Genomic DNA, 25214 nt, shown 5'->3' with positions numbered 1-25214 from the left:
GTGTCGCGCTCACGATACACTCTCCCGCAACTCTTCGCCGGTCGGAAGGATGAGCCGCTTCGTCCCGAGATCCCGTATCGCTTCCGAGTGACTGCAAAGCACGACGGTGCGCCCTTTCACGAGTTCCCGCAGTGCCGCGATGATGGCGCGCTCGGTCGCCGGATCAAGATGCGCGGTTGGCTCATCCAGCAGAAGAAGCGGCGCATCCTTGAGAAACGCACGTGCGATGGCGATACGCTGCGCCTGACCACCGGACAGGCCGAAGCCGCCTTCTCCGACCACCGTATCCAGACCATCCGGGAAGTCTGTCACGAAGGTATCGATCGCGGCGGCCCTGACCGCGGCGGCCAGTTCGGCTTCCGTGGCGGACGGTCTGGAAAATACAATATTCTCGCGTAGAGACCCTGCAAAAATAACCGGGCGTTGCCCGATCCACGTCAGACGTTCCGCAATGTCACGTGAAGAAACCGCGGCGATGTCGATGCCGTTGAACAGGATCCGCCCCTCTTGTGGACGCACGAAACCCATCAGCAACTCGATCAGCGTCGATTTCCCGGCTCCCGAACGACCATCCAGAACCAGGACGTCACCCGACGCGACGTCAAAGCTGAGATGATCGAAGACCGGTCCCCGCGCGGCACTCCAGGCATATGAGACGTCCCGCACGTCGACGCTCAATCCATTGAGCGCCGGAATTTCAGCGGCAGTCGCGACATCCGCGTCGCTGACAAGGTCTTCCATCGCTTCCCCGGCGCCGCTTGCATGCGCGCGGTCCTGATAAGCCAATGCAAGACCCCGCAGCGGTGCAAAAAATTCCGGAACGAGCAGAAGCGCGACCAGAACCCTTGCCGTCGACAGTGGCGTGCTCGCGCCGTAGAGCGCCCTTCCCTGCATCACGGCTATCGTGACGATTGCGACAACCATCGCAATGTCGATGGCGGCCGAAGACAGGAAAGCGATCCGCAGCACGCGCATTGTCCTGCGCCGCAGGGTGTCCGTCGCATCGGCCAGTGCCGACGCCTCGCGTTCCGTGGCATTGGATAATACGATGGTCGCGATCCCCCGGAAACGATCCAGAAAGCGGGCCTGCAGGCGCGTCATGGCCAGAACCTGACGGCGCGTCGCCAATGCGGCGCCGATACCGAAAACCGCCTGCGCTACGGGCACCATAAAGCCGCAGATAGCAAGAATGACGGCAGCGCGCGGGTTGAGGAAAGCCAGCCCGGCGATCACCAGGCACGGCCCCGCCATTGCAATCATGGATGCGGGAATCCAGCGGGAGAAAAAACCATCAAGCCATTCGATGCGATCGACAATCAGCGTCCCTACCGCGCCGCTATGCTGACGACGCAGAAGCGGTGGCCCAACCCGGATGATGGCTTCGAGCATGTCGCGGCGCAACAGACGCCGTCCTGCGATGCTGCTCTGCGCGGCGGCGCATTCCTGAAGGTATTGGCAGACCGCCCGGCCGATCATGACGAGCGCGAGTATGACGATCGCCCGCCCCTCGGACGCTTGCCGCTCCATCAGAAAACCGGCGAGCAGGCTCGCGACGAGCCATGCCTGCCAGATCCCCAGCGCCACGGAGATCAGCCCCCATGCCACGACGGGCATGGCCGACTTACGGCTCATTGCGGACCGGCGCTTGACCCAGCCGCGCACTATTTTTTTGTCAACGGCGCTCATGTAGGGGCCATATAGAAGGGAGCCCGCTCAAAAGGTAGATCCTTTGGGCTACATTGCGGAACATTTAGCCAACGGTTTCCATTCGATAACACACCCTGCGGAATCCTCAGTCGACCATTTCGTCATAGGGATCATCCACCAGTCGACGGGCCGGGACCGGTTCAAACCTTACGAGACATTCCGTTCCGGCTTCACCCGTGTTCATCTCGACATGCGCCTGCATTTGTCTGGCGAAGCCACGGACGAGTTGCAGACCGAGCCCGGCGGCGCGTCCGGCACCGTCCCGATCCACATGGCTCTCGAAGCCGATTCCGTCATCTGCGATCCGCAACTCGCAATTCGCGTCATTTTTTTTCAACGAGACCCGCACTGTGCCAGAGCGGTTTTCCGGAAAGGCAAAATTCAGAGCATTGTTCAGAAGCTCACTGACGATCAGCGAAATCGGAACGGCCTGATCCGGAGAAATCGGAACCGCGTCCACCTCCAGCAGAAGTTTTATGCGTCCATCCGTCGCCAGATTATGTGACAGATAAATCTGAGCGCAGAGTTCTTCCAGAAATCCTCCGATATCGAGCGCCGCGATACCACCTTCCGGATAGAGATAGCGATGCAAGGTTGCCAACGTGCGCACACGCTCGCGGATCAAGGTAAATTCCCGCCGAGCCGCAGGCTCCCTGATACGCGCGGCCTGGAGATTCAACAGAGATGCGACGATCTGCAGGTTGTTCTTGATGCGGTGATGGATCTCCCTGATCAGGGCTTCCTGAGAACGGGCCGCCTTTCGCAATTGGCGCTCATGCCGTGAAAGCCGATCGGTCGCGCGACGGAACGCGCGTTGAAGATGCCTGATTTCAACGGGCACGGCACGGGACGGCCCGGCTGAAAACACATTGCTGCGCCGCCACTCCGCGACACTGAAAGAAAGTCTCTCCAGCGGTTCCACGAGATAGGCGCGAGCCGCCACGGCAACCAGAAGAATTTCCACGGCGAGCAGGGAAACGATCAGGAGGATGCGCACGGCAAAAAGACGTAGCCCATGATTTTCCTCGTCGGTTCGCCCCGAGCGCGCAACGAGGACGAGTTCGCGAAACAGCGGCGTTACCGAATAGTAGGTTTCGCTCTCCACAAAATGCGCCGACAGAATTCCCTCCCGCAAGCGACTCATGACATGCGCCTGAACGCCGGGTTCCCATGCAGCCGCGACGCTTCGACCCAGGACGAGTGGCGCCCACCCCCCGTCGGGCGAGGCAATGAGCAGGGACATCCCATCAAAAACCCGTGCGGACAAACTGGATGGGCCCGAAGTCGCGCCCAAAACGCCTTGGGGCAGTTCGAGCATCTCAACCACCACGATGCTTCCCTGAATCTCTTTCCCGTCGGCTCGCCGGTAACGGGTGGGAGAGACGACACGAATCAGAGGCACGTCCTCATTCGCGAGAAGCTGGAAATCAGATTCGATTCCTGGGGGATCCGCACTGAACGCTGAAGCGCGCAGAGCCGAGGAGAGGGCCGCATGGCCACAGCGGACGTCGCCGTCCTTGCGGGTGACGCTGCTGACAGGATGGCCATCCGGATCAAGGAGGGCAAAAAGACAATATTGTTCGGGAAGGAGCGTTTGCAGCATGAGGGCAAAGTGCGGGATCGCGCCCTCTTCGATACCCATGGCCGCAAAAAGGCCGAGTGCCGTTTCCGTGCTCGTCAACTGCTGTCGGATCGCGTCACGAGCCTGGCTGGTCGCCGCGCCAAGTCGTTCAACTCCGACCTGACGCGCGGAAGAATAGCTATGCCAGGCGAGCAGACCCGCAATCGTTGCAAGCGGCACCGTGGTACTCAGAATGAGTGCCATGACCCGTGCACCCACGGTATCGAAAAGATGAATGTTGAATCGGCGACGCATCAGAGAAAGATGAATCAGGACTTTCCGTCCCGGTCCACTTCTATCAACCTGAGAAGTTCTTCAGGGAGCGGTTCGTTCGCGACCTCATCAAAAAGTTGGTGCAAACCACGCTTCAGCCAGAGATCGAATGCCGCGCCTGTCTCCTGCTCTGGCAGAGGATCGTCTGGCGTCCGATCCTTTCTCCCACTCATCCGTTCCCCCACAAAATTCCGTCCTACCTCCTGAACCGTTAGCTGATCTTTCAGCTTTTCGGTAGGGCGCGAATCGAAACGACTCGCCGTTTCCTTCCGCGCTTTTACGTATGGCGTGCCGGGAGCGGGCCACGCGATACTCGTCATTACCGAACGCCCTGCGGGTTCGTCAGTTGTGCGAAAGGTCTGTGCCACGGGCTCCGACCCGCTGCTTCTGCTCCAGAGCGGCGCGCAGGGCGGCGACTTTCACGGACAGCTTATCGTTGGCGGGAAGCTCCCCCATCATCCAAGCTTCGAGCTGGCGGCGCGCCCGGAAAACCCGGCTCTTGGCCGTCCCCACCGCACAGCCCGTCGCTTCTGCGAGCGTCTCGTAGCTCATGCCGTGAATGACGACCATGACGAGCGCTTCACGCTGTTCCGACGGGAGTCTGGAAAGCGCGAGAGAAAGATCCTTGAGCGCGAGCGTGTCTTCATGTGCAGGATTGGTGGCGAATGTCGACGCAGGCACATCATCGATATCGGTCGTGTCACGACGCTTGCGAAGGTCGGAAATAAAGCGGTTCCGAAGAATACGATGCATCCAGGCCGAGAAGTTCGTCCCGGGGATGAAGCTGTTCTGTGCGGCGAGAGCATTACAGACCGCATCCTGGACGAGATCCTCCGCCATCGCGCGATTGCGGGTCAGCGAAAGTGCCTGCACACGCAGCTTGGGAAGAATGGCGATCACCTGATCATGGAAGGTCGTCATCGGTTTTCCTCTCGTCTTTTTTCTCGGTATTCGAAGGAGCAATGACCGACGAGACAAGATGGTTGCATCGCGGACAAAAAAACGAAGAAAAAAATCAAATCTCCGGTTTTTCCTCCATTTCAGCCGTTGCCGTCCTGTGTCTGGACATCTCCACAAGCTGCGATCTCGCCCTTGAGACACGGGCCTTCATGGTTCCGACCGGCACGCCGCAGATTCGAGACGCCTCTTCATAGGTCAGTTCCTGAGCCCCCACGAGGATCAAGGCTTCTCGCAGCAATTCCGGCAGGCGCCACAGCATGGCGGAGAGATCCAGCATATTGTCACTGGTTTCAACGACGTCCTCACGCACATCCTCCTGTACGTGGTTCTGCTGCTCCGAATATGCCACCTCGCGAACGTGGCGACGTCGACCTTCGTAAAAGATATTCCTCTGAATCGTGAACAGCCACGCCTTGAGATTGGACCCAACGACGAACTGTCCGGCTGAACCCAGCGCACGTAACACGGTTTCCTGCACGAGATCGTCGGCGGCCGTCGTGTCGCGGGTCAGAAAACGCGCGAACCCACGAAGATCGGGAAGCAGGACGGCAAGACCTGAGCGAACCTCCGGCGTTTCATGTTGCGGTTGGATTGCCTTGCCCATTTGCACCTGCAGTTCGTCGGGATTGCCGACGTCTGTCATGCGCCGTCGTCTCTCCTCGCATGCTATGTTGGCGCACGACAAGTTCGGTGCCATAGTCGGGCTGATGAGAAAGGCACCAAATCGCGGTGTCCGGGAGCAAATTTTTTCATGACTGAAGACAGGCGTCAGGAACTCGTCCAGGCGCTGCCATATGCGCGACGCTTCGCACGGGCCCTCACCCGGAACCAGGCGGCGGGCGACGCTCTCGTGGCGGGCGGCCTCAAGGACTATATGGCAGAAAGTGCGATCGAGACCGTGCCACGGCTCGGCCTCTATCGGGCGATATATCGACGTTTCAGCACACAGAACGCAACGGACGAACAGACGCTAGGCACGCGTGATCGCGCTCTGCTTCTTCTGACCTCGCTTGAAGATCAGTCGGTTGCGGCTGCCGCAATCGTGATCGGACTGGACGAGACCACCGCGGTCGAGCGTCTGCAAGAAGCCCGCAAGGCCGTCATGAGCGTCGCTGCCGCGAACGTCCTTATTATCGAGGACGAACCGATCATCGCCATGGACATCCAGAACGTGGTCGAGGAATGCGGCCATCGCGTCGTGGCCGTCGCACAGACGAAAGCCGACGCCGTCGCTTTGGCGGAAAAGCTGCGCCCGAGCCTCATCCTGGCCGACATCAATCTGGGCGCGGGCGGTGACGGCACGCATGCGGTGGCGCGCATCCTGCGCTCGCACAAGGTGCCGGTCATTTTCGTCACGGCCTATCCGGAGCGGCTGCTGACGGGCGAGGTCGAAGAGCCGTCCTTCGTCGTGACGAAGCCGTTCGAGCCCCTGACGCTGGCGATTGCCACCTATCAGGCGTTCACCGGTGGCGTTCCCTCACTTTGACCGCTTGCGGTCGGGACGCCACTGCTTCACATAGCGGGCATGGCTGCTCCGATCCTCACCCTTCAGGACATCACTTATACACTCGGAGGCCGCCCACTCCTCGAGGGGGCGACCCTAAGCGTTCATCCCGGCGAACGCCTTTGTCTGGTCGGCCGGAACGGCTCGGGGAAATCCACGCTTCTGCGCATCGCCGCGGGCGAAATTCTCGCTGACTCCGGCAAACGTTTTCTTCAGCCCGGCGCGCGTGCCTTCTATCTGAGTCAGGAACCCGATCTCTCGGGTTTCGAGACGACATTCGACTATGTCAGCGCGGGCCTGGAAGAAGAGGATCAGTATCGCGCTCGCGCCATGCTGACGGAACTCGGCCTTACGGGCACAGAGCGGACGGATAATCTTTCGGGCGGTGAGAATCGCCGATGCGCACTCGCGAGAGCTCTCGCCTGGCAGCCCGACCTCCTGCTTCTCGATGAGCCCACGAACCATCTTGATCTACCGGCCATCACATGGCTCGAAAAGGAACTTGCCGCATCGAGGGCGGCCATGATCGTCATCAGCCATGACCGTCGGATGCTGGAAACGCTCTCGCGATCCGTCGTGTGGCTTGATCGTGGCGCCCTGCGCCGCCTGGACCAAGGGTTTGGACGTTTCGAAGCCTGGCGTGAGGAAGTGCTGGAACAGGAGGCCACAGACGCCCACAAGCTCGACCGGCAGATCGCCCGCGAAGAAGACTGGATGCGATATGGCGTGACGGCGCGACGCAAGCGGAACGTGCGACGTGTCGCTGATCTCGCATCTCTTCGGGAACGCCGTCGCGAGACGTCGGCCCGACAGTATGGAGAATTGCGACTGGGACAGGTCGAAGCCCAGGCGTCGGGTAAGTTGACAACGGTCGCTGAAAACCTGGGGCGTCACTTCGATGAACGATGGATCGTCCGCCATCTTGATTTGAGAGTGCTGCGCGGGGATCGCCTTGGCGTCGTCGGCGCCAATGGTGCCGGGAAGACGACGCTGCTACGTCTTTTGACGGGGATCGACAGACCTGACGAAGGCTCCGTGACGCTTGGGCCTTCCGTTTCTCTCGTGACGCTGGATCAGAGACGTGCGGCACTGGATCCGCAGAAAACTCTCTCCGACACCCTGACGGGCGGCGGAGGCGATATGGTTCAGGTCGGCAGCGAAAAGAGACATGTCATTGGTTATATGAAAGATTTTCTCTTTCGTCCCGAACAGGCACGCACCCCGGTCGGCAGTTTGTCCGGCGGCGAACGCGGACGCCTCGCCCTTGCCTGCGCCATGGCGCAGCCGTCCAATCTCATGGTCCTCGACGAGCCGACGAACGATCTGGATCTCGAGACCCTCGACCTTCTACAGGACATGCTCGCTGATTATCCTGGAACAGTGATGCTGGTCAGTCATGACCGCGACTTCCTCGACCGCGTTGCAACATCCGTTCTGGTCGCTGAAGGCGATGCGCGCTGGGTTGAATATGCGGGCGGATATAGCGACATGCTTGCTCAGCGCGACGGAACGGCACCCGGAGAAGAATCGCCGGACATCAATACAGCCGCCGGAAAAAAAATCGAAAAATCAAAAAGATCTCAGAAAAAGCTTACTTTCAAGGATCAACTGGCGCTCGACCGTCTTCCGGAAGAAATCTCCACATTGGAGACAAAAATCATTCTGCTGAGAGAAAAAATTTCGGACCCGGCCCTTTACCAGCGCGATGTCAAAGCCTTCGAAAAGCACACCGCCAACCTTGCAGAGGCCGAGCGCTCGTTGCGAGAAGCCGAAGAGCGCTGGATCGAACTTGAAATGAAGCGCGAAGAAATAGAATCAAGCGATTGATTCAATTTGATATAAGACCGGACTGAGCCATAATTTTTCGGCTCAGATCCATGCTCTCCTTGACTTTGAGAGCAGCATCCAGCGCTCGGACGCCAGCCATGCCATCGACAAGAACCGGAGCACCGTCGAGGCAAGATGCTGCAAAAGCATCGTGCTCCGCCCGAAGGCTGTCATGATCGCTCCAACGGATAGCCTCCCGCCGGAAGCCGCCCGTGCCCGGCAGCGGCAACCCGCGTTCGCGATTGATCATGGTCAGTTCGCGAGCCCCGAAATCTGCCGAAAGATATCCTTCTTCTGAAAAAACACGCATACGTCGCTCTGTTTTCAGCGAAATCCGACTCGCAGCAATCGTGGCGACACAGCCATTCGTGAAACGGACGCGGGCATTGGCGATGTCTTCGTGAGCACTGGATACCGCGACCCCGAGCGCGTCGACGGATTCGATCGGGCTGTTGACCAGCGAAAGCACGAGATCGAGATCGTGAATCATCAGGTCTAGAATAACGGAAACATCCGTGCCGCGCGGCTTGAACGGGGCGATCCGCGTGGCTTCGATGTAAAGCGGGCGCCCGATGCGAGACGCAATCGCCTGATGCTCCGCCGAATACCGTAAGAGATGCCCCACCTGGAGAACGCATTCCCGCTGTGCCGCGAGCGCAACGAGGGCATTCGCCTCCGGCAGCGTGGCGGCGATAGGTTTCTCGACAAGAACGTGTCGCCCCCGTGTCAGCGCCTCGGTGGCAAGCTTAAAATGAAACTCGGCGGGCGCGGCGATAATGACGGCGTCCACAATGCCCAGAAGCTCATCATAAGACGCGGCAACATCGCAGCCCACCTCCGCGGCGACACGCGATACACGCTCGGGAGCCGGATCGAACAAAGCGACCAGCGCTTCACGTACGTTCTCACGGGCCTTGAGCGCATGGAACCGACCGAAATGGCCTGCCCCGACAACCCCGACCTTCAGGAGCCGTGGCTCCTGCTCCGAATTTACGCTCTGGCGCCTCATTTTTCGTCATGTAGCACCCCGTCCGTGCTCGTGCCAGCCGCCCAGAACGGCATCACCGTTGAAATTCGGACGCCGAGAGCGTCGCGGACGGTTGCCATGTGTCGCGCGCAACGGCATGTTCGCCCGCTAATTGCGTGCCGTGCCGCACGCGTGAGGACGTTGGGGAAGGACGCCGCTCTGCGACATGATGTATTATAATCGCCTGAAGATGATGGGCGTGCTGGCTGTTTGCCTCATCGGGGCACTTCTTTGCGTGCCGAATTTCATCAAAGCTCCTTCGTCCACCATGCCCTGGCGGCAGATTCATCTGGGTCTCGACCTGCGCGGCGGCTCCTATCTCCTGCTGCGCCTCGACCGTGAAAGCCTCGCAGCCGACCGCCTTCAGACGCTCGAAGACGGGGTGAAGCAGGTCCTGCTCGCCAAAGGGCTGGGCTATCACGACTTCCAGATCGACCGCGCAACAAAAACATTGAGCTTCGCGGCGCGGGATGCGACCGAGAGTGCTTCGGCCCGCGAAGCGGTCAAAACCCTGCCCTCAGCCGCACCCGACGAATATGCCGTCAGTGAAAAAGCGGATCGCATCGTTCTGACGCTCAACGAAGCGGCTCTCACACGACGGACGCGCGACGCCATCACGCAATCCATCGAAATCGTCCGGCGCCGCATCGACGGCACCGGGGCGATCGATCCTGAAATTACGCGTGAAGGCGATGACCGTATCGTCGTTGAACTTCCCGGCATCAGCGACCCCGAACGCATCAAGAAACTCCTCGGCACCACGGCCAAGATGTCCTTCCGCCTTCTGGCGCCCGGCGTTCCCGGACCGGTCGCGCCCCCCGGCGCTTCGATCCTGACGGATATCAGCAGCCATGAACCTCTCGCGGTTCTTGACCATGTGGAAGTTGACGGCGCGGACCTCACCAATGCGGCGCCGCAACAAGATACCCAACGCGGCGGCTGGGTCGTCACGTTCTCCTTCGACAGGGCGGGTGCCCAGGCATTCGCGGCCACCACCCGCGCCAATGTCGGTCGTCGCTTCGCGATCGTCCTCGATAATCAGGTGATTTCAGCCCCCGTCATAGAGACGCCGATAACGGGCGGATCGGGCCAGATCGAAGGCAATTTCACGGCCCAGTCGGCGACGGATCTCGCCGTCATGCTGCGTGCCGGTGCCCTGCCCGCGCCGCTTGCGGTCATCGAACAGCGTGAAATCGGCCCCTCCCTGGGAGCGGATTCCATTCGCGCCGGCGCGATCAGCCTTCTGGTCGGGCTGGTGCTGGTCATCGTGTTCATGGCGCTGTTTTATGGTCGCTTCGGCCTTTATGCGAATATCGCGCTGGTGGCGAACCTCGTGCTCATGGTCGCCATCCTGTCGTTGTTCGAAGCCACGCTGACGCTCCCTGGCATGGCCGGTATGCTGCTCACGCTCGGCATGGCGGTGGACGCCAATATTCTGATCAACGAGCGCATTCGTGAAGAAGTCGGCAAGGGCCGGACAGCGCTGGCCGCCATGCAGACAGGTTTCGAGCGCGCAACGTCGACAATCGTGGACAGCAACGCGACGGCATTTCTCGCGCATGTCATGCTGTTCGTGTTCGGAACGGGCCCGGTACGCGGCTTTGCCCTTACGATCACGATCGGTATCGTCACCACTCTCTTCACGACGCTCATGCTGTCGCGCCTGCTGATGGTGCGCTGGTATGCGCTCACCCGCCCTACTGAATTGCCGGTCTGAACGCTGATGCTGTCCCGCCCCCTTCTCCGCTTCGTCCGTGACGACAAGCGTATTCCGTTCATGCGCGGCCGCTATATCGGCCTCGCGACATCGGCAATCCTGTCCCTCCTGTCCGTTGGATTATTCTTCTTTCCCGGTCTGAAACTCGGCCTGGATTTCCGTGGCGGTATTGTGATCGAGGCCCAGACACAGGGCCCCGCCGATTTTGACCGCCTGCGTGGCGCATTGGCTGAACATCATATCGCAGCGGCTGGCATCCAGAAGTTCGGCGCTGATAATGACGTCCTGATTCAGCTCGACGCACCATCCGCCGGGGCTGCCCAGGAAGCCGCGACGCAGAACCTTGTCGATACCGTGCGCAAGGTCGTCGCCGACGCCCAGCCCGGAACCAAGATCCTGCGTGCGGATGCAGTGGGTGCGTCCGTGTCCAGGGAGTTGTTCCGAGACGGTCTTCTGGCCCTGGTCTCGAGCCTTGCCATGATCCTGATTTACATCTGGGTCCGCTTCGAGCGCGAGTTCGCGATTTCGGCGGTGGTCACGCTGATCCTCGATCTGACGAAGACCATAGGCTTTCTGGCAATCACCCGCTTCGAATTCGATCTGGTCATGGTAGCCGCCATCCTGACGATCCTTGGATATTCGACCAACGACAAGGTGGTGGTTTATGACCGCGTGCGGGAGAATTTGCGTAAATACCGCTCGATGCCATTGCGGGAACTGCTGGATCTTTCGATCAACGAAACACTGAACCGTACCCTGGGGACATCCTCGACGGTGTTCCTGGCAGCCTTGCCGCTCGCCATTTTCGGCGGGCACAGCCTGTCCGGCTTTGCGACCGTCATGCTGTTCGGCATCGTCGTGGGCACGTCATCTTCGATTTTCATTGCGGCGCCGCTCCTCCTCCTTCTGGGTGAGAAGCGGCTCCGTCGTTAAAGCCTATCATCCGATCGGACGCATTCGGCTGCCCGGAAAAAATACTTGGTGAAACAGGACTCAGGATCGTTCGTCGAACGTCTTTCTCCTAATTTGCCGGCACAAGAGGGGTCGCTCTCGGAGCGCGCCCTTCGGAGCTTTCCGTCGAAACTCCGCTGTTTCCCGGACCGGCCTCGCTGATGAGGCTCTCCAGGCCCAGATCAGCATCCTTCAGATTTTTTGTGCTGGGCAAGAGAATGGCCTTGCGCACCGACATCCAGGCGTTGCGGTTCGCTGCCACGAGTGCGGAGATATCCTGCTCCGACGCCTGATGCCGCGCGAGACGTGACGCCATGTGACGCTCCGCCATGCCCGACGCGATCAGGTAGCTCGTCAGCAATGTACTGGGAGACTGCCGCTCCATCAGGTCCCGTTCCCGACCTGTGGCACAGGAAGCCAAGGCAAGAAGTGCCAGAATGGAGGGGATCATGCGACGGGAGACATGCGACATGGCTGCATCCTGTCGCAACATGAGAGGAAGGCCAAGAGCCTTCCCCTCGGAACCATTGAGGTTCAGGCGAGCGGCTTCTGCTCATGAGCGATAAGATCACGGATCTCGGTCAGGAGAACGTCCGTACTACTCGGTGCCGCCGGAGCTGCTTCTTCCTTGCGATGCAGCTTCGAGACCACTTTCACCAACCAGAATATGGCAAAAGACACGATGACGAACTGAATGAGGGCGTTCAGGAAAAGGCCGATATTGACCGTAACCGCTCCGGCTTTCTGCGCTTCGGCAAGGGTGGGTTCAACGGGCCCCTTCAATGTGATGAAAAGGTTTGAAAAATCGATTCCGCCAGTAAGAAGGCCGATGAAAGGGGTCAGGAGGTCCTTCACGAGGCTGTTCACGATCGCGGTGAATGCCGCACCGATGATGATACCGACCGCCAGATCGATGACATTGCCGCGCATAATGAAAGCGCGGAATTCGGACAACCAGCCCGGAGCATGCAGCTTATGCAGAGATTGGCTCAATGAGGACTTCCTTCCTGAAAGATTATTGCGGCCGCGCGGACATTCCGGCGTCTAAACCGTTTATATACTGCGGAAGGCCGTGATGTGGCCTATAATTCCGCGCTGTGCTTTCTTAAATGATGTTTTCCCACGATTCAGATGCTTCCAGCCCCGGACGGAGAAAGTGACGCGTCAGAAGAAGGATCGACTTCCGGGTTGGGGGCTTTTTCGTTAAAAACCTGACCGAATGGCGTTTTGCCGTTTGAATTCGGTCTGGTTTCCTCTAATAGCCCGTCGATCGCTCCGGTCGGCATCGGAGCTCCCACTGGAGAGATATTCATGAAATCCGGCATTCACCCCGACTACCACGAGATTAACATCGTCATGACCGACGGCACCGAGTTTACGACGCGCTCGACCTATGCTGCTGCAGGCGCGACACTGCGCCTCGACGTCGATCCGAAGTCTCATCCGGCTTGGACGGGCGTGCACCGCATGCTGGATGCCGGTGGTCAGGTCGCGAAGTTCAACAAGCGGTTTGCCGGCATCGGCGCGCGTACCAAGAAGTAAGGCGGCCCGAACCTCCATCCTCTTGAAAATCTTCAAGAGGAAGCCACCTCGTGTGTTGTCGCGGTGCCTTCGCGGGCCGTGACAACATGTGCAATATCAGTCCGCCGCATTCGGGGATTGAAAACAGGTGGATCTGCCCTGGAGGAGGTTCTCATGACATACGATTTTGCCCCGCTGTTCCGAACGGCCATAGGCTTTGACCGCCTCGCTCGCCTCGTGGACACGGCGTCCAGCGTTCCGGTCGGTGCCGGATACCCCCCCTATAATATCGAGAAAACGGGTGAGAACGATTACGTTCTGACCATGGCGCTCGCCGGATTCGGTCCGGAAGAGATCGAAGTCGTGCTTGATGATAATACGCTGCTCATCAAGGGCGCCGTCCGGGAAAACGCCTCCACGGCGGAAGTCCTGCATCGCGGGATCGCGACTCGCGCATTTGAGCGGCGTTTCGTGCTTGCCGACCATATCGAAGTCGGAAAGGCGGAAATGAACAATGGCCTGCTGACCGTGAGCGTACGTCGGGTGATCCCGGAGGCTCTAAAGCCGAGACGTATCCCTGTCACGGTCCGTCAACCGGCAACGCCGCAGCCTGCCCGGACGGAAGCCCAGCAGGCCGCCTGAAGCTTTGAGAGAGGCACCCAGCCTGGGGTGCCTCTCTTTTTTTAGGGGTTCTTTCACCCCGTCTCGTTGAAAGCGCTTGACCCGCGTGATCCCGAGACGCCATATCCTCCCCATCTTCGCAGTGCATCTGCAGGTGCCGCGAGCGTTCGCTCCAAGAACACGAACTTTCATCATCGGTACCTGCGCGGACACTGCTCCAGACGCAGGACGACCCGACCATGACACTTCCCCTGATGCCCAAGGCTACGGCCGTTTGGCTCATCGAGAAAACGGCGCTGACGTTCACGCAGATTGCCGAGTTCTGCGGCATGCACCCGCTTGAGGTTCAAGCCATCGCCGACGGCGAAGTGGCTGCCGGGATCAACGGTTACGACCCGGTCTCCAATCATCAGCTGACCAAGGACGAAATCGCGCGCTGCGAGAAGGACACCACGGCGCGCCTGCGTCTGTCTTCCGAAGGCAGCGCGGTGGCACGCCGCTCCAAAGGCGCGCGTTATACCCCGATTTCCAAGCGTAACGACCGCCCGGACGCGATCGCCTTCCTCCTGCGTCAGTTCCCGCAGCTCGGAGAAGCCCAGATCATCAAGCTGCTGGGCACGACGAAAGACACCATCGCCAAGGTACGTGATCGACAGCATTGGAACAGCGCCAATATCAAGCCGCGCGACCCGGTCATTCTCGGACTTTGCAGGCAGGCTGATCTGAACGCCGCTGTCCAGGCGGCGAATGAACGCCTGATCCGTGACGGCCAGACCGTCCCGGTGGCGTTCAGCGACCCTGAACCCGCGGAGAACTGACACGACCCGGCGCGCAGTTTCCGGTCGTTCATATGACTGGAAGCCTTGCGTCGCGCCATGTTATTGAAGCATCCCGGTCACAAGGCCGGGTCCGTCACAGATTCCCGCTTGCGGGATTGGTTTCCGGAACTATGTGGAATGCTGGTTGATCAGGATATCTTTCTGCGCCGTTTGCACGAATTACGCAGCGAGCACCGTGATCTCGACACGGTTATTGAACGGCTCGTCCAGCACCCGCTCAATCAGCTCCAGCTTCAGCGCCTGAAAAAGCGCAAGCTGATGTTGAAAGACGAAATTTCACATATCGAAAACCAGCTAATTCCGGACAATATCGCCTGACATGAGTGAAGCTCTCGCCCCGCTCGAAAAGACCGATCTGACCGCCGACACACCCCTGGTCAGCGTCGTGATGGGAAGCCAGTCCGACTGGGAGACCATGAGACATGGCTGCGTCTTTCTCGATGAAATGGAAATTCCCTACGAGCGGCGGATCGTGTCGGCGCACCGGACGCCCGATCGCCTTGCTGAATTCGCCCGTGGCGCGCAGTCGCGAGGCGTCAAGGTCGTGATCGCGGGCGCAGGTGGCGCCGCTCATCTGCCGGGCATGGTGGCGGCGTGGACGACCCTTCCCGTGCTCGGCGTGCCGGTGCAGTCCAAGGCCCTTCAAGGCATGGATTCGCTTCTGTCGATCGTCCAGATGCCCGGCGGCGTTCCGGTCGGAACGCTCGCCATCGGCGCGGCAGGGGCGCTGAACGCCGGTATTCTGGCTACATCCATTCTCGCACTCTCCGATCGGGAACTTTCCGCGCGGCTCGAAACATGGCGAGCCATGCGGACGGCGGCCGTCGCCGACCATCCTGAGGAATGAGGGCCGCCTTGTCGTTGCGCCCCGGCGCGACCATTGGAATCATAGGTGGAGGACAACTTGGACGCATGTCCGCCGCCGCGGCCGCGCGACTGGGTTTTCATGTCCACGTCTATGCCACGCACGCGGACTGCCCCGCCTCTGAGGTTGCCCGGCATGTGAGTATCGGCGCCTATGACGACGCCGAAGCCCTGCGGGCATTCGCGTCCAGGGTCGACGTCGTCACGTTTGAATTTGAAAATGTTTCGGCTGCCGGTCTGGCCGTTCTGGAAGAACTGCGCGTCGTCCGTCCGAGCCGCGACATCCTGGAGGTCAGCCAGGACCGCATCATCGAAAAGACGCGGCTCTCGGAGATCGGCGTGGCGCTGGCGCCGTGGCGCCCGGTTCGCAACCGGAAGGAACTGGATGCGGCCGTCGAGGCTCTGGGCCATCACCTCATTCTGAAAACCACGCGTCTTGGTTACGATGGCAAAGGCCAGTTCCGTGTTCTTTCGGCTGACGACCTCACCGCCCTTCCGGCGGAACTGCCCTACCCGCTTGTCGCCGAGGGCGTCATCGCGTTCGACCGTGAACTCAGCGTCATGGTCGCCCGCGGAACCGACGGAACGACGCGCTGCTTCGATGTGACGCAGAACATTCATCGCAACGGCATTCTCGATCTGAGTCTCGCTCCAGCTCCCATCCCATCGGAACTCGCGGACCGCGCCACCAGACTGGCGACCCGTGTGGCCGACGGGCTGGGTCTTGTCGGCATCATGGGCGTGGAGATGTTCGTGGACGCGGAAGGCGCTCTTCTGGTCAATGAGATCGCTCCACGACCTCACAATTCGGCCCACTGGACCATGAATGCGTGCCTCGTCGATCAGTTCGAGATGCATATCCGGGCCGTAGCGGGCCTGCCGTTGCCCCCGGCCACACGCCACAGCGACGCCGCCATGAAAAACCTGATCGGGCCGGACGATATGACGCTGTGCGACATGATCTTTCGCACGCCCGGCCAGTCTCTGCACCTGTACGGCAAGGCGGAAGCCCGGCCTGGCCGCAAAATGGGACATGTCAACATCATTTTCCCGCGCGGAAGCCTGCCCGGACGCGTGGGGCTCGCGGCGGCTCTCGGCCCGCTCGCCGATTTCGATCCCGAAGACGGGTCAGAGAATTTCTAACGCCCTGAAACTGACGTGGCGGCCATTTCCAATGATATAATGGTCGAGAACTTCGATGCAGATGGCCCGGGTCGCAGCCTGGACCTGCCGGGTCATCTGCATGTCCGCGTCAGAAGGGGTCGGGTCGCCACTTGGGTGATTATGGACGAGGACGATGGACGCGGCTTGCAGTTCCATGGCGCGGCGCGCGACCTCGCGCGGATAGACCGGCGTGTGATTGACGGTCCCACGAGCCTGCGCTTCGTCGGAAATCAGACGCCCGGTATCGGTGAGAAAGACGATCCGGAACTGCTCCACGGTTTCCCGAGCCAGCCGCGCCGTCAAATAATCGAGCAGTTTTTTCTCGTCGGACAGCACATCCTCTCCGTCGAGCCGCGCGCGATTGTAACGCAGGGCCGCTTCATGGAGAACCTTCAGCGATGGAATGAGATGCTGTCCAATCCCGGCGATTGTCGCGAGTTCGCGCTCGGGAACGCATAACAACGCCGCCAGAGTGCCGTAGCGATCTGAGAGCAGGGTCGCAATTTCGGCGGCATTGCGCGCCTGGGCTGTCACGATTTCAGCCCATAGAAGGATCAGTTTCGCGTCATCGAGATATCGCCCGCGACCTGTGAGCAGGGCGTTCCAAGGGTTTGCAGGATCTTGAGAAACGATGCCCGTTATCGCTTCCGTTTCACTGCCGACCAGACGAGCCTCTCCGAATCCTTCCCTCATCCGATCCATCTCCCGGCTATAGCCATGCTCCCAAGAGCACTCTACTCTACGTCGCGATGACTGTTTTTGACGAATTCACTTCCGACTGTGCCGTTCTGCTCGACCTCGATGGCACGATTGTCGATTCCCGGCATGGCATTGTCTCGACACTTCATCACGTGATCGAGACCCTTGGCCATATACCGGATCGTTCGCGCGACCTGACATGGGTCGTGGGGCCTCCGCTGGCGGAACTGATGGCCGAAGTCCTGTCGGCCTATGGCGAGACCAGGGTCGAGGAGGGCGTCGCCCTTTATCGGGAGCGCTACCAGGCCGTCGGTCGACATCAGACCCCCCCTTATCCTGGAATGGTCGATCTCCTGCACCGTCTCGCGGCCTCGCCGTTGCGTCTCTATACCGCAACGTCGAAACCGGCGTTTCTGGCCCGCGATATCCTGATCGAACACGGTCTGGACGGCCTGTTCGATCAGGTCTGCGGCGCATGCGACGACGAAAGCGGGGGCGAGAAGCCCGAGATGATCGCCCGCATCATGAAAGATCATCACATCCAGCCGGGCAACGCCATCATGGTCGGCGACCGTCGCTTCGATATCGTCGGGGCTCACGCCAACAGACTTCGGGGGATCGGCGTTCTCTGGGGCTATGGCGGCGAAGGCGAGCTTACCGAAGCAGGCGCGGACCATCTCTGCGTCTCGCCCGCCGATCTGGAACTGGCCATCGCAAACCAGCTTCGCGCCGCCATGAAGCATCACCACGCGGCCTGAGGGCCAGGCTAGAGCCAGCCCTCCTGACGGAAGCTGACGGGATCGCCAGCACCGATCGCCACCACGTCATGCAACATGACCGCCAGGGGTCTCGCCGCTTCCTCGAGCATGCGCATCGCAGGCGCGTAATTCCGCCCGTCATGCATGGTATTGTCGCCATCGAGCCTCAGAAAGCCGATGAGTCCCGTTGCGTGCAGACCAAGCGCCCGGCGGAGGGCCGTCGCCGCGCCGTCATGTGCCTCGAAAGGTTCATCGGCCAGCAGGCGGTTGCGGTTGTCGACGTAGAACATGCGCATCTGCCCCGGCTGTGCGCCACGCATGGCGATATCCAGATATGCCAGGAGCTGCGCCCAGTTTCCAAGAGCCGGTCGCGCGCGCAGTTCAGCCCCGGCCAGGCGCTCGGCGGCAATCGCGGGGAAACGCAGGACGCGAATGGCCTCGTCCGTCAGGCCCATGCCGCGAAGCGCCTTTCCCGGCGCACGAAACACGCCGATGAGCGTTCCGAACTGCTGGAGGAGCGCCTTGGCCATGGGTTTGGTGTCGCGCCTGGGAATGCCGTGGAACAAAAGCATTTCCAGCAGTTCATAATCGGCGAGCGAAGCGGCTCCACTCGCCAAAACGCGCGCGCGCATCCGGCCACGATGCCCGTGCGGGCCGGTGGACGTAAATCCACCCGGCGTCTGAGGTGTATCGTGCATGTGCTGCGCCCCTTTTCCGATACCAGCCTATCAGATCGCCGGACAGGGGCCAGAAGGAACAGAAAGCGATTTGCGGCCCGTTCGTCAGACACTATATCCAGAGATGTGACATACGCTCCCCTCTTCCCCACGCCCCGGCCCGCAACGTCCCAAGCTGCGACGCCCCAGCCCGCGACGCCCAAGGATTACCTCGAGCGCCTCAACCCCGAACAGCGCGAAGCCATCGAGACCACCGAAGGGCCGCTCCTCATTCTCGCGGGCGCGGGCACGGGCAAGACACGCGTCCTGACCACACGCTTTGCCCATATCCTGCTGACCGGTCGCGCGCGTCCCTATCAGATCCTGGCCGTCACCTTCACGAACAAGGCGGCGCGCGAAATGCGCGAGCGCATCGGCGCGCTCCTGGGCGAGGCTGTCGAGGGACTCTGGCTCGGCACCTTCCATGCGATCTGCGCGCGCATGCTGCGACGCCATGCGGAATATGTCGGGCTTACGAGCAGCTTCACCATTCTCGACACGGATGACCAGCTCCGTCTCGTGAAGCAGTTGATGGCGCCGTACCGTGTCGATCCCAAGCGCTGGCCCGCCCAGGGGATGCTCGGAATCATTCAGCGCTGGAAAGATCGAGGCCTCACTCCGGAACGCATCACGCCCGCTGAAGACGATGATTACGCGGACGGAATCGCCAGCCGCATCTATGCCGAGTATCAGGCGAGGCTTCGCGCCGTAAATGCCTGCGATTTTGGCGATCTGATGCTGCATGTCGTCGAAATCCTGCGCACCCGGCCCGATGTTCTGGCGCAGTACCACAGATCGTTCCGCTATATTCTGGTCGACGAGTATCAGGACACCAACACCGTCCAGTATCTCTGGCTCAGGCTGCTCGCCAAACGCGAAGGCGCTCCGTCAAACATCGCCTGCGTGGGTGATGACGACCAGTCGATCTATTCCTGGCGCGGCGCGGAAGTTGAAAACATCCTTCGCTTCGAGAAAGACTTTCCCGGAGCCGCCGTCGTACGGCTCGAACGGAACTACCGCTCCACGGCGCAGATCCTGGCCGCGGCGGCGGGTCTCATCTCCCATAACAGCGGACGACTCGGCAAAACGTTGCGTCCCGGACGTGACGATGCCGAAGGCGAGAAGGTCCGCGTCATCGGCGTATGGGATTCGGACGAAGAGGCCCGCGTGGTGGGAGACGCCATCGAGACGCTCCGCACTCAGGGTCATGCGCTCTCGGAAATGGCGATCCTGATGCGGGCCGGGTTCCAGACCCGTCCGTTCGAGGAACGTCTCGTGGCACGGGGCATTCCTTACCGCATTGTCGGGGGCGTCCGCTTTTACGAACGTGCGGAAATTCGGGACTGTCTGGCCTATATGCGCGTGCTCGCGCAGCCCGCGGACGATCTGGCGTTCGAGCGCATCGTCAATGTTCCGCGTCGCGGCGTGGGGGCGACCGCATTGCAGAAGCTCCAGCTCGAAGCCCGTCAGCGTGGCATCTCCCTGACGGGCGTCGTCTCGGCGCTCCTCGCGGAAGCCGCGCTCAAGGGACGCTCGAAAGACGCTCTGGGCGCCCTGATGGAGGCTTTCTCCAGAGCCCGCGAAACACTGGGCGCGGAAGGCCATGTGGTCGCCGTCGAGCAGTTGCTCGAGGATTGCGGCTACCTCCAGATGTGGCGGGACGACAAGTCTCTGGAAGCTCCCGGGCGGCTGGACAATATCAAGGAACTTATTCGCGCGCTGGTTGATTTCGGCACGTTAGGAGCCTTTCTCGAACATATCGCGCTTGTCACCGAGGGCGAGGAAACGGCGGGCGAGGACAAGGTCAATCTCATGACGCTGCATGGCGCGAAAGGCCTCGAGTTCGACACGGTCTTTCTGCCGGGCTGGGAAGAAGGCGTCTTCCCCTCCCAGCGCAGCATGGATGAAGGCGGCCTCAAGAGCCTCGAGGAAGAACGACGGCTCGCCTATGTGGGGCTGACCCGCGCGCGCAAACTCGCGACCGTGCTGCATGCCGGGCGCCGAAGGATTTTCGCGAATTGGCAGGATTCGATTCCGAGCCGCTTCATCGAGGAAATTCCATCCCAGCACGTCGCGATCAGCGGACAGACGCCGTTCGAACGCCGCCAGGCAACCGCCGCGCCCTCGATGTTCGCGTCTGGTCCCCTGCTGGCCCGCAAGCCCATGCGCGACCGTAACGTCCCGTCGCGCCCCGCGTCCCCGACGCCGGATATCGGCGTGGGCGAACGTGTCTTCCATCAGAAATTCGGCTATGGGGTCGTCACCGACGTGGACGTGGATCGCTTGCAGGTCCTTTTCGAACAGACAGGCGAAAAAAGGGTAATGGCCAGTTTCGTGGAAATCGTTTCGTGAGCGCGCCAAGACGGCACGCATCGGCGCTTGAAACCATTTCGGTCGTCGTGCCGGAATTCGCCGCAGAGCCTTTCGAGCAAGCGCTGGCGACGGCCTGCACCACCGTCGGGCTTTTCGAAGCCGACGACGCCCAGACGGTCTGGCGCATAGAGGGCGTGAAAGACATCGGTCATGGCGAGGCCGAACTCGAACGCGCCCTCGATCTGGCGCGCCTCGTCACCGGCGTCGATGCGCCCCTGACGCGCGAACGCACGGAAGCCGAGGGCTGGCTGGCGCGCATCTACGAAGCGTTCCCCGAGCAGATCATCGGAAATCGTTTCGCCATTCGCGGAACCCATCTCGATTGCAGCCATTCCCGCGCTCGCATGACCATCACGCTGGATGCCGGAATTGCCTTCGGGTCCGGAGAGCACGGCTCGACGCGCGGATGCCTTCGTGCGCTGGAAGCGGTCGCGTATCGGCGCCCGCAACGCATTCTCGACATGGGTTGTGGCTCAGGCATTCTCGCCATGGCGGCGGCGAAGCTGCTGCACCGGCCCGTCCTGGCCGTCGATATCGAGCCGTGGTCCGTGCGCGTGAGCGCCACCAATGCCAGGCTCAACGGCATCGGTCCGCTTCTCACATGCCGCCACGGCAATGGCTGGCTGACGCCCGCCGTACGAAGCCATGCGCCTTATGATCTGGTATTCGCGAATATTCTCGCCCGGCCATTATGCCGCATGGCGCGGGATCTCGCCCATCATCTCGCTCCGGGCGGGACCGCCATCCTCGCCGGGCTTCTGAATACGCAGGCCCGGATGGTGCTGTCGGCCCATCGGCGGCAGGGGCTGGTTCTCGAACGCCGTTATCGCGAGGGCGACTGGACGACCCTGGTCCTGCGTCGCCATGGCTGAACTGCGCGAGGCGACCGAGGTCGACCTGCCGTGGATCGTCGCGATCACGAACGACGCCATTCGCACCTCGGACACGATCTGGACGGAAACCCCTGTGACACTGACGCAACGCAGCGCATGGATGCGCACCCGTCAGGAGACGGGCTTTCCCGTCATCGTGGCCGTCGAGGACGACGCGGTTGTGGGTTTTGGCTCCTATGGCGCCTTTCGCGCGTTCGATGGCTATCGCCTGTCCGTCGAGCATTCCGTCTATATCGCCGCCGATGCCAGACGGCGCGGTCTGGGACGTCAGTTATTGATGGCGTTGATCCAGCGCGCCACGTCCGACGGCCTTCATGTCATGATCGGCGCCGTCACGGCCACGAACGCGGCGTCCGTCGCACTTCACCGCAGCCTGGGTTTCTCGGCCAGTTCCGTCATTCCCCAGCTCGGCCTCAAAGCCGGGCGGTGGCTCGATCTCGTTTTCATGTACCGTCTTCTTGGACCATCCGAGCCGGAGGCTTGCAGCCCATGACCGCCCTTTCCTTTTCCGAGCGTCTCGCCGCCGTACGGGAACAGCTTTCACGCCGGAATGTCGATGGCCTCGTCGTACTGCGCGGCGACGAATTCCTGGGCGAGTATGTCGCGCCCTACGCGGAAAGACTGGCCTGGCTGACAGGTTTCACAGGCAGCGCAGGCATGGCGCTGGTGCTGCCCGACAGGGCCGCCGTCTTCTCGGATGGCCGTTATACCGTCCAGCTCGACGAGCAGGTCGATGGCGCTCTTTGGGAACGTCTCCACATCACCCAGATCCCGCCGCAACAGTGGCTCACGCATCATGCTCAGGGCTTGCGCATCGGCTACGATCCGCGCCTGATCAGCGAAGCCGGATTAACGGCTCTCGAGGGACGTGGCTTTGAGTTCGTCGCCCTGGAAAACAACCCTCTCGACGCCGCATGGCCCGATCAACCGGCGAGGCCGCGCACGCCTGTCATCTTCCAGTCTCCGGATCTCAGTGGTGAGACAAGCGACAGCAAGCGGGCACGCCTTGCCACGGAACTGCGCGCCAATGGCGAGAATGCCGCCCTCGTGACCGATCCGACATCGGTCGCCTGGCTTCTCAATATCCGCGCTTCCGATGTTCCTTACACGCCGGTCGTTCTGGCATTCGCGATCCTGCACGATAATGACCGGGCCGAACTCTTCGTGGAGCGGGACCGCCTTACCGCCGAGACGCTTGCGTCGTTCGGAGACAAGGTCACGATTCGTACGGTCACGGAACTCGATGCGCGCCTGAACGCGCTTTCGGGCAAGACAGTTCGGGTCGATGCCCAGGGCACTGCGCTGTGGTTCATCCAGACGCTTGAGAAGGCCGACGCCACGATCAGCCGGGGCGGCGATCTCTGCGTCCTGCCCAAAGCGTGCAAAAACGCGACGGAGCAGCAGGGCGCGCGCGATGTCCACCGGATCGATTCGGCGGCCCTGTGTCGCTTTCTGCACTTTGTCACGACGCAGGGCGTCGGCCTTCGTGAAACCGAACTGGCCGAACGCATGGACGGTTTTCGGGCTCAAAGCCCGGATTATCGCGGTGAAAGTTTCGCCGCCATTTCAGCGGCCGGACCCAACGCCGCCCTGCCCCATTACCGCGCGCTGCCCGGCAGGGATCGCGTTCTGACGGCTGATTCGATCTATCTGATCGATAGCGGCGGCCAGTATGGCGCCGGCACGACGGATGTGACACGCACGCTATGGACAGGCCCGGACGTCGCTCCCAGCGCGATCCGTGAGGCTTATACACGTGTTCTTAAAGGCAATATCGCGCTCAACCAGGCCCGTTTCCCCGTCGGCACGACGGGCCACCGGCTCGACGCGCTTGCCCGTCAGTTCCTGTGGCAGGCTGGCATGGATTATGACCATGGCACCGGCCATGGCATCGGCAGCTATCTGTCCGTCCATGAAGGCCCGCAGAATATTTCCGCCATCGCCCGCCCGGTCGCGTTGCAGAGCGGCATGATCGTCTCGGACGAACCCGGCTATTACGCGGTCGGGCATTACGGGATTCGGCTGGAGAATCTTCTGCTGGTCAAACCCGCCTCGGTGGGTGCGCCGGGGCGTTATCTGGAATTCGAGGTGCTTGGTTTTGCGCCCTTCGACCGTAATCTCATCGACGTCTCCCTGCTCGGCGATGACGAACGTTCCTGGCTCGACCGTTACCACGCGACCACGCTTGCAAAGATCGGCCCTCTTGTCGACCTGCCCACACGGACCTGGCTCGCGGAAGTCTGCGCGCCGCTCGCCTGATCCGGCAGAACTTTACGGAATCTCAACCACTGCGCGGGCATGACGTGACGCATGCGCCGTATTTTCATATTGCCATATTTTCTGCTGATGGGCCTTCTGACCATGGGGATCATACCTGCCTTCGCGGCGGAGATGGCCTGTCAGAGGGCGGCAAGCCATGCTGAAGTCGCGCATGGCATTCCTGTCGGACTGCTCTCCTCCATCAGTAAGGTAGAGAGCGGTCGCAAATCCTCCGGGACTTTCCAGGCCTGGCCCTGGACGATCAACGTCAAGGGACAAGGCTACTTCTTCGACAGCAAAGCCGAAGCCATGGACGCCGTCCGGGACCTGCAATCACACGGGATCGATTCCATTGATGTAGGCTGCATGCAGATCAACCTTCATCATCATCCCGATGCGTTCGCGTCTCTCGAAGCGGCCTTCGATCCGTCCACCAATGTTGATTATGCCGCACGTTTCCTGAACGAACTCCACGAGAAATTTCCGGACTGGAAACTCGCGACAGGCGCCTATCACTCTCAGACCCCGTCGCTCGGGGCAGATTACGCGCGCCGCGTCATGGCGATATGGCAGAAAGGCGACGATACCGCATCGTTTGGGAACGACTATATCGCGCTTCCCAAATCATCGGCGGCGGCCACGCTGGCTCTTTTGACCCGCAGCAGGGCCACACCGGGAACACGGCCTTACGCCGCTGTCCGCTTTCTTCCGCCAGCCCGAATTCATCAGCGCGCGGCAGCGGGCAACAGTTTCCCCGCTGCGTCGCTCGCGAACGGTATCGGCTCTCCCCCCTCGGGCTCTCCACCGGCCGGTTCTCCCTCATCCGGCCACGCATCGGCGGGACGCGACCTGGCTTCCTACCGATCCATGCCCGTTCGCCTCGCCTACGAGCATTAGACCGAACCGCACGCACAGAACTG

At 61.1% G+C, this 25214-nt stretch carries 26 protein-coding genes; 16 read left to right on the top strand and 10 right to left on the bottom strand.

Going from position 1 to position 25214, the window contains the following annotated elements:
* Positions 1–9 precede the first annotated feature (9 nt).
* From cydD to PWM43_RS05480, 5 genes are all read right to left on the bottom strand, one after another.
* Entirely contained in the window at positions 10–1632 is a 1623-nt protein-coding gene (cydD, locus tag PWM43_RS05495) for a thiol reductant ABC exporter subunit CydD (RefSeq protein WP_289841555.1), read from the bottom strand.
* 160 nt (positions 1633–1792) lie between these two features.
* Positions 1793–3532: a sensor histidine kinase gene (locus PWM43_RS05490; protein ID WP_289841554.1), complete on the bottom strand. Its 1740-nt coding sequence runs from the start codon at positions 3530–3532 to the stop codon at positions 1793–1795.
* Positions 3533–3597: 65 nt separating this feature from the next.
* The gene (locus PWM43_RS15490; RefSeq protein WP_456304627.1) at positions 3598–3774 is read right to left on the bottom strand and encodes a NepR family anti-sigma factor; all 177 of its coding nucleotides are present in this window, start codon (positions 3772–3774) and stop codon (positions 3598–3600) included.
* 169 nt (positions 3775–3943) lie between these two features.
* Positions 3944–4522: a sigma-70 family RNA polymerase sigma factor gene (locus PWM43_RS05485; protein WP_289841553.1), complete on the bottom strand. Its 579-nt coding sequence runs from the start codon at positions 4520–4522 to the stop codon at positions 3944–3946.
* A gap of 94 nt (positions 4523–4616) precedes the next feature.
* Positions 4617–5165, bottom strand: coding sequence for a sigma-70 family RNA polymerase sigma factor (locus PWM43_RS05480; RefSeq protein ID WP_289841746.1), 549 nt, complete (start codon positions 5163–5165; stop codon positions 4617–4619).
* A gap of 147 nt (positions 5166–5312) precedes the next feature.
* Here PWM43_RS05480 and PWM43_RS05475 point away from each other — a divergent pair, with 147 nt between their 5' ends.
* Positions 5313–6047: a response regulator gene (locus PWM43_RS05475; RefSeq protein WP_289841552.1), complete on the top strand. Its 735-nt coding sequence runs from the start codon at positions 5313–5315 to the stop codon at positions 6045–6047.
* 39 nt (positions 6048–6086) lie between these two features.
* Positions 6087–7892: an ABC-F family ATP-binding cassette domain-containing protein gene (locus tag PWM43_RS05470; protein WP_289841551.1), complete on the top strand. Its 1806-nt coding sequence runs from the start codon at positions 6087–6089 to the stop codon at positions 7890–7892.
* Position 7893: 1 nt separating this feature from the next.
* Here the strand turns inward: PWM43_RS05470 and PWM43_RS05465 are convergent, their stop codons facing one another.
* Entirely contained in the window at positions 7894–8901 is a 1008-nt protein-coding gene (locus tag PWM43_RS05465) for a Gfo/Idh/MocA family protein (RefSeq protein WP_289841550.1), read from the bottom strand.
* Positions 8902–9088: 187 nt separating this feature from the next.
* Here PWM43_RS05465 and secD point away from each other — a divergent pair, with 187 nt between their 5' ends.
* Positions 9089–10636 carry a protein translocase subunit SecD gene (gene secD, locus PWM43_RS05460; RefSeq protein ID WP_289841745.1) on the top strand — a complete coding sequence of 516 codons (1548 nt, stop codon included), beginning with the start codon at positions 9089–9091 and terminating at the stop codon, positions 10634–10636.
* Between the two features lie 6 nt (positions 10637–10642).
* Positions 10643–11569 (top strand): protein translocase subunit SecF, encoded by a 927-nt coding sequence (gene secF / locus PWM43_RS05455; protein ID WP_289841549.1) that lies wholly within the window; start codon positions 10643–10645, stop codon positions 11567–11569.
* Between the two features lie 88 nt (positions 11570–11657).
* Here secF and PWM43_RS05450 read toward each other — a convergent pair whose 3' ends face one another.
* Positions 11658–12059 carry a hypothetical protein gene (locus PWM43_RS05450; protein WP_289841548.1) on the bottom strand — a complete coding sequence of 134 codons (402 nt, stop codon included), beginning with the start codon at positions 12057–12059 and terminating at the stop codon, positions 11658–11660.
* Between the two features lie 62 nt (positions 12060–12121).
* Entirely contained in the window at positions 12122–12580 is a 459-nt protein-coding gene (gene mscL, locus PWM43_RS05445; protein ID WP_289841547.1) for a large conductance mechanosensitive channel protein MscL, read from the bottom strand.
* Between the two features lie 318 nt (positions 12581–12898).
* On the opposite strand from mscL, the gene rpmE reads away from it, so the two are divergent.
* From rpmE to PWM43_RS05415, 6 genes are all read left to right on the top strand, one after another.
* Positions 12899–13129, top strand: coding sequence for a 50S ribosomal protein L31 (gene rpmE, locus PWM43_RS05440; protein ID WP_289841546.1), 231 nt, complete (start codon positions 12899–12901; stop codon positions 13127–13129).
* Positions 13130–13282: 153 nt separating this feature from the next.
* Positions 13283–13750 (top strand): Hsp20 family protein, encoded by a 468-nt coding sequence (locus PWM43_RS05435; RefSeq protein ID WP_289841545.1) that lies wholly within the window; start codon positions 13283–13285, stop codon positions 13748–13750.
* A gap of 218 nt (positions 13751–13968) precedes the next feature.
* Positions 13969–14547, top strand: coding sequence for a DUF1013 domain-containing protein (locus PWM43_RS05430; protein WP_289841544.1), 579 nt, complete (start codon positions 13969–13971; stop codon positions 14545–14547).
* Between the two features lie 138 nt (positions 14548–14685).
* Positions 14686–14886: a YdcH family protein gene (locus PWM43_RS05425; protein WP_289841744.1), complete on the top strand. Its 201-nt coding sequence runs from the start codon at positions 14686–14688 to the stop codon at positions 14884–14886.
* Between the two features lies 1 nt (position 14887).
* Positions 14888–15415 carry a 5-(carboxyamino)imidazole ribonucleotide mutase gene (purE, locus tag PWM43_RS05420; protein WP_289841543.1) on the top strand — a complete coding sequence of 176 codons (528 nt, stop codon included), beginning with the start codon at positions 14888–14890 and terminating at the stop codon, positions 15413–15415.
* Positions 15412–16575, top strand: coding sequence for a 5-(carboxyamino)imidazole ribonucleotide synthase (locus PWM43_RS05415; protein WP_289841542.1), 1164 nt, complete (start codon positions 15412–15414; stop codon positions 16573–16575). The genes purE and PWM43_RS05415 overlap by 4 nt, the downstream gene beginning before the upstream one ends.
* Here the strand turns inward: PWM43_RS05415 and PWM43_RS05410 are convergent.
* On the bottom strand, positions 16561–17289 hold the full coding sequence (locus tag PWM43_RS05410) for a JAB domain-containing protein (RefSeq protein ID WP_289841541.1): 729 nt from the start codon (positions 17287–17289) through the stop codon (positions 16561–16563). The two genes, PWM43_RS05415 and PWM43_RS05410, sit on opposite strands and share 15 nt — an antisense overlap.
* A gap of 56 nt (positions 17290–17345) precedes the next feature.
* Between PWM43_RS05410 and PWM43_RS05405 the strand changes: the two genes are divergently transcribed.
* Entirely contained in the window at positions 17346–18053 is a 708-nt protein-coding gene (locus tag PWM43_RS05405) for an HAD hydrolase-like protein (protein ID WP_289841540.1), read from the top strand.
* A gap of 8 nt (positions 18054–18061) precedes the next feature.
* On the opposite strand, the gene PWM43_RS05400 is transcribed toward PWM43_RS05405, so the two are convergent.
* Complete coding sequence (locus PWM43_RS05400) at positions 18062–18751, bottom strand: JAB domain-containing protein (RefSeq protein WP_289841539.1); 690 nt, start codon at positions 18749–18751, stop codon at positions 18062–18064.
* A 105-nt stretch (positions 18752–18856) separates the two neighbouring features.
* On the opposite strand from PWM43_RS05400, the gene PWM43_RS05395 reads away from it, so the two are divergent.
* Genes PWM43_RS05395 through PWM43_RS05375 form a run of 5 tightly spaced genes read left to right on the top strand, consistent with a single transcriptional unit; the run spans position 18857 to position 25191 of the window.
* On the top strand, positions 18857–21121 hold the full coding sequence (locus PWM43_RS05395; protein ID WP_289841538.1) for an ATP-dependent helicase: 2265 nt from the start codon (positions 18857–18859) through the stop codon (positions 21119–21121).
* Positions 21118–22014: a 50S ribosomal protein L11 methyltransferase gene (locus PWM43_RS05390; protein WP_289841537.1), complete on the top strand. Its 897-nt coding sequence runs from the start codon at positions 21118–21120 to the stop codon at positions 22012–22014. Before PWM43_RS05395 ends, PWM43_RS05390 begins: the two co-directional genes overlap by 4 nt.
* A complete protein-coding gene (locus PWM43_RS05385; protein WP_289841536.1) occupies positions 22007–22528 on the top strand; it encodes a GNAT family N-acetyltransferase in 522 nt (173 codons plus the stop codon). Before PWM43_RS05390 ends, PWM43_RS05385 begins: the two co-directional genes overlap by 8 nt.
* Positions 22525–24294 (top strand): aminopeptidase P family protein, encoded by a 1770-nt coding sequence (locus PWM43_RS05380; RefSeq protein ID WP_289841535.1) that lies wholly within the window; start codon positions 22525–22527, stop codon positions 24292–24294. Before PWM43_RS05385 ends, PWM43_RS05380 begins: the two co-directional genes overlap by 4 nt.
* 51 nt (positions 24295–24345) lie before the next feature.
* Positions 24346–25191 (top strand): lytic transglycosylase domain-containing protein, encoded by an 846-nt coding sequence (locus tag PWM43_RS05375; RefSeq protein ID WP_289841534.1) that lies wholly within the window; start codon positions 24346–24348, stop codon positions 25189–25191.
* The last annotated feature ends 23 nt before the right edge of the window (positions 25192–25214 follow it).

It is taken from the genome of Brytella acorum, assembly GCF_029309905.1.
Lineage (GTDB): Bacteria > Pseudomonadota > Alphaproteobacteria > Acetobacterales > Acetobacteraceae > Brytella > Brytella acorum.
Note: the sequence above shows the minus strand (reverse complement) of the source record. Positions and strands in the feature narration are given on the sequence as shown.

Excerpts from the sequence above, each read along its gene's own strand:
- cydD (WP_289841555.1), bottom strand. The coding sequence starts at position 1,632 with ATGAGCCGTAAGTCGGCCATGCCCGTCGTGGCATGGGGGCTGATCTCC.
- PWM43_RS05490 (WP_289841554.1), bottom strand. The coding sequence starts at position 3,532 with ATGGCACTCATTCTGAGTACCACGGTGCCGCTTGCAACGATTGCGGGT.
- PWM43_RS15490 (WP_456304627.1), bottom strand. The coding sequence starts at position 3,774 with ATGAGTGGGAGAAAGGATCGGACGCCAGACGATCCTCTGCCAGAGCAG.
- PWM43_RS05485 (WP_289841553.1), bottom strand. The coding sequence starts at position 4,522 with ATGACGACCTTCCATGATCAGGTGATCGCCATTCTTCCCAAGCTGCGT.
- PWM43_RS05480 (WP_289841746.1), bottom strand. The coding sequence starts at position 5,165 with ATGGGCAAGGCAATCCAACCGCAACATGAAACGCCGGAGGTTCGCTCA.
- PWM43_RS05475 (WP_289841552.1), top strand. The coding sequence starts at position 5,313 with ATGACTGAAGACAGGCGTCAGGAACTCGTCCAGGCGCTGCCATATGCG.
- PWM43_RS05470 (WP_289841551.1), top strand. The coding sequence starts at position 6,087 with ATGGCTGCTCCGATCCTCACCCTTCAGGACATCACTTATACACTCGGA.
- PWM43_RS05465 (WP_289841550.1), bottom strand. The coding sequence starts at position 8,901 with ATGAGGCGCCAGAGCGTAAATTCGGAGCAGGAGCCACGGCTCCTGAAG.
- secD (WP_289841745.1), top strand. The coding sequence starts at position 9,089 with ATGTATTATAATCGCCTGAAGATGATGGGCGTGCTGGCTGTTTGCCTC.
- secF (WP_289841549.1), top strand. The coding sequence starts at position 10,643 with ATGCTGTCCCGCCCCCTTCTCCGCTTCGTCCGTGACGACAAGCGTATT.
- PWM43_RS05450 (WP_289841548.1), bottom strand. The coding sequence starts at position 12,059 with ATGTCGCATGTCTCCCGTCGCATGATCCCCTCCATTCTGGCACTTCTT.
- rpmE (WP_289841546.1), top strand. The coding sequence starts at position 12,899 with ATGAAATCCGGCATTCACCCCGACTACCACGAGATTAACATCGTCATG.
- PWM43_RS05435 (WP_289841545.1), top strand. The coding sequence starts at position 13,283 with ATGACATACGATTTTGCCCCGCTGTTCCGAACGGCCATAGGCTTTGAC.
- PWM43_RS05430 (WP_289841544.1), top strand. The coding sequence starts at position 13,969 with ATGACACTTCCCCTGATGCCCAAGGCTACGGCCGTTTGGCTCATCGAG.
- PWM43_RS05425 (WP_289841744.1), top strand. The coding sequence starts at position 14,686 with ATGCTGGTTGATCAGGATATCTTTCTGCGCCGTTTGCACGAATTACGC.
- purE (WP_289841543.1), top strand. The coding sequence starts at position 14,888 with ATGAGTGAAGCTCTCGCCCCGCTCGAAAAGACCGATCTGACCGCCGAC.
- PWM43_RS05415 (WP_289841542.1), top strand. The coding sequence starts at position 15,412 with ATGAGGGCCGCCTTGTCGTTGCGCCCCGGCGCGACCATTGGAATCATA.
- PWM43_RS05410 (WP_289841541.1), bottom strand. The coding sequence starts at position 17,289 with ATGAGGGAAGGATTCGGAGAGGCTCGTCTGGTCGGCAGTGAAACGGAA.
- PWM43_RS05405 (WP_289841540.1), top strand. The coding sequence starts at position 17,346 with ATGACTGTTTTTGACGAATTCACTTCCGACTGTGCCGTTCTGCTCGAC.
- PWM43_RS05400 (WP_289841539.1), bottom strand. The coding sequence starts at position 18,751 with ATGCACGATACACCTCAGACGCCGGGTGGATTTACGTCCACCGGCCCG.
- PWM43_RS05385 (WP_289841536.1), top strand. The coding sequence starts at position 22,007 with ATGGCTGAACTGCGCGAGGCGACCGAGGTCGACCTGCCGTGGATCGTC.
- PWM43_RS05380 (WP_289841535.1), top strand. The coding sequence starts at position 22,525 with ATGACCGCCCTTTCCTTTTCCGAGCGTCTCGCCGCCGTACGGGAACAG.
- PWM43_RS05375 (WP_289841534.1), top strand. The coding sequence starts at position 24,346 with ATGCGCCGTATTTTCATATTGCCATATTTTCTGCTGATGGGCCTTCTG.